The sequence below is a fragment of the Bacillus sp. BSL6 genome (assembly GCF_052928345.1).
The window spans coordinates 1-3,005 of the sequence record NZ_JAVGCW010000026.1; the positions used below are offsets into that span (position 1 = coordinate 1).

Here is a 3,005-nt window from a genome sequence, read left to right on the forward strand (position 1 = left end):
AACTGCTTAGTCGCTCATTTGCGACTTCCTTATGTTAACATTTTCATCTTTCAATGTCAACTAAGTTTTTTATTTCGTTTGTCGCTTTCGACGTTGTTGTCATCGGCGACTTGTTCTATATTACACCCCTATTCAATAATAGTCAATATTAATCTTTCACTTTTTTAGAAAAGATGAAACAGCTACTCATATTCCTCTTTATTTTTCATACATATAATTAAAATACCTGAAAGGAGTGTAGAAATTGTTCGATCCTCCCTTATTACATATCATCAACGCCCATTCAAGAAACCCACATTATCATAAGAATTTTCCTATCATTCTATTTTGGAGCCAAAAAAGTGGTTGTACTTCTCTTGCTAAGTGGTTTTTTTATCAGATTGACTTATTACAGACAGCTCTAAATTATAGTCCTTTCATTCATAATTATGAATATGACATATACAAAAGTACACCTGCCTATAGTGTTCGACTAGGTATAGCATTACGCGAAAAACAAAAAGAAACTTTTAAGCTTGTTCGTAACCCTTATAGACGAGCAGTGAGCTCTTTCGTATCCTTAATCGCACCTCCCTATATAGAAAATCCCGAATGGAAGCCCATCCGAAAGTTTTTATATCAAGATGAAAACTCCTCCAAAGGCCTCTCATTTAAACAATTTCTATACTATCTATTCATTAATGATGCTCAAGGAAATGATATTAACCCGCATTTCACACAACAATATATAGCTGGTGAAGAAGAATATGTGACCAATTATATATACTTAGAAAACTTCGATCAGGATATGAAAGCATTAGAAAAGCGTTTCGAATTAAAAACTGCACCAATAAATGAGTTCTCAATATCATGGCATCATCAAACTCCCGCCATGATTTATAAAGGGAATTTTAGCGAAGCCGATATTACTGACCCTTTATTTCCTCGCTACCCCACTTTCGAAAGTTTTTATGATACCGAATGTATACAACTCGTTCAAACAATATTTCAAAATGATTTCAATACGTATAAATATAGTAGAGAATACCTATACTGATTTCAATCTATTATCTTTGCCAAATAAAAAAACACCTAATATATATAAGGTGTTTTTTTATATTTAAACTATATACAATATGTTACTTAGCATTCCTTACTATTCAAGTTATTCTTCTTTAATAACTTACTTATCTTTTGTCTATCTGCCCATCCTACTCCTATTAAGACTAAACTTCCTCCTATTACTATCTTCCAAGTTAAAGACTCATCTAATAAAGCAATTGAAGCAACAATACTTATTAACGGTAAGGCATTTAAATATAATCCACTTACTGATGCCGAGACTGTCTCTAATGCTCTATTCCAAAACCAATACGCTAAAATTGTTGCGCCTATAACAAGATACATTACACTAAATCCAGTCTTCCATGTTTCGATTTCTGGGAAACCATAGTAAAAAGTTTCTACCATTGCAAATGGTAATAAAATAACAGCTCCAATAATTAAAGTTAATGTTGTAAAAACCTTGTTTGATAAATACTGTTCTTGTTTTGGTCTTTTCAACAATACTGTATAGAAAGCAAATAAGAAAGTGCTTAATAAAATAAGGGTATCTCCTATTAAAGATACTTCTTGATTACCGTTACTAGATGGGATGGTAATAAGAAGTACTCCAGCAGCTCCCAATACAATACCGATCCAATAATTAAGCTGAATTTTTTCTTTCAAAAAGATCGCTGAAAAAAGAATTGTAACTAACGGTAAAGCAGCATCAATAATACTAACATGTAATCCACTTGTTAAAGAAATACCGTAGGATGTGAACATAAAGTAACCAGCTACACCAGTAAAAGATAGTAAACTCATTCTTTTCCACGGCACTTGTTTATGTACGACCGATTTTTTTAATTGTTTAAATGAAAATAGCAAGCAAATTCCACTAGCGAAGAAAAGGCGAATAAATAACAAAGTAAATGGCTGAATAGATTCTAACGCCCACTTTGTTGGCGCAATGGCTGTCCCCCATAATATAACAGCCACTAATAACATGCATATTTCTTTCATAATCCCCCACACCCATCAATAATATATATTAATTATCTTAATTATAGATTTTTTGATGAATAAAATCCTTTAAAAGTGAAAAGACATTGTATAAATTGAAACTTTAATCAGTGGGGGTTTACTTCAGCGCATGTCACATAGCTCAAAAGCGTTGCGAAATGTTGGCTTGTACACGATGAAACAAAGTTACTTAAACAATAACAGGATGGCTACTGTAAAAGAAGTAGATACTGCCATGCAAGCCAATACGAATGATTGGGGCGTTCAATCAAATTTTGTTCAAGCGATTCGCAGAGCCTTATATGCAGAAGTGAAGAGCTTTTTTAAAGCGTTGGAACAATGAAAGAAAAATCCTGAGAAGTTCACAGGGCGTCCGAAGTTTCCAAATTATTCTCGTTCCACTGACAAACGAATCATTGAAATCTATCAAGTCCCTAAAGTGGATAATAACGGGTATTGGATGGTTCCGATGAATGTGGCATTCAGAAAAAATTGGGTTCCATTAAAATACGTATGCCGAAAAATTTAAGACATAAAAAAATCTTCTACATTGAGATTGTACCGAAGCAAAAAAGTCGGTTCTTGAGGTGCATTATACATATGAAATGCATGTTTCTCAAATGAAGAAACCATCCACGACTACGAGTAACGCTTTGAATTGCGATTTAGGTGTAGATAGATTAGTAAGTTGCGTGACAAATCGTAGGGTAGCATGAATGCTAGAGCGTCAAACTGTCTAGCGATAGACGAAAAGACCTAGCGCTCGAGCTCAAGTCCCCACTGTAAGGCTTCGTCTCACTGGGGGTAGTTGATTTTAAAACATCTCTATTTCATCCTTTTCTCTCATTAAGATTACTAAATTTACGGATTATGACATTTGATATATATAAATAAACACAAAAAAACCTAAGTCGAAACGACTTAGGTTTTTGCTTGGCGACGTCCTACTCTCACAGGGACAA

2 protein-coding genes and 1 pseudogene are annotated in these 3,005 nt (G+C 33.8%); 2 read left to right on the plus strand and 1 reads right to left on the minus strand.

Annotated elements, in window-relative coordinates; translation table 11 throughout:
* Positions 1–244: 244 nt before the first annotated feature.
* Entirely contained in the window at positions 245–1,036 is a 792-nt protein-coding gene (locus RCJ96_RS27315) for a sulfotransferase family 2 domain-containing protein (RefSeq protein WP_074542567.1), read from the plus strand.
* An 86-nt stretch (positions 1,037–1,122) separates the two neighbouring features.
* Here RCJ96_RS27315 and RCJ96_RS27320 read toward each other — a convergent pair whose 3' ends face one another.
* A complete protein-coding gene (locus RCJ96_RS27320) occupies positions 1,123–2,055 on the minus strand; it encodes a DMT family transporter (protein WP_416504796.1) in 933 nt (310 codons plus the stop codon).
* A gap of 106 nt (positions 2,056–2,161) precedes the next feature.
* On the opposite strand from RCJ96_RS27320, the pseudogene RCJ96_RS27325 reads away from it, so the two are divergent.
* Positions 2,162–2,744: pseudogene (locus RCJ96_RS27325) on the plus strand (RNA-guided endonuclease TnpB family protein); the annotation flags it as partial.
* Positions 2,745–3,005: the final 261 nt, after the last annotated feature.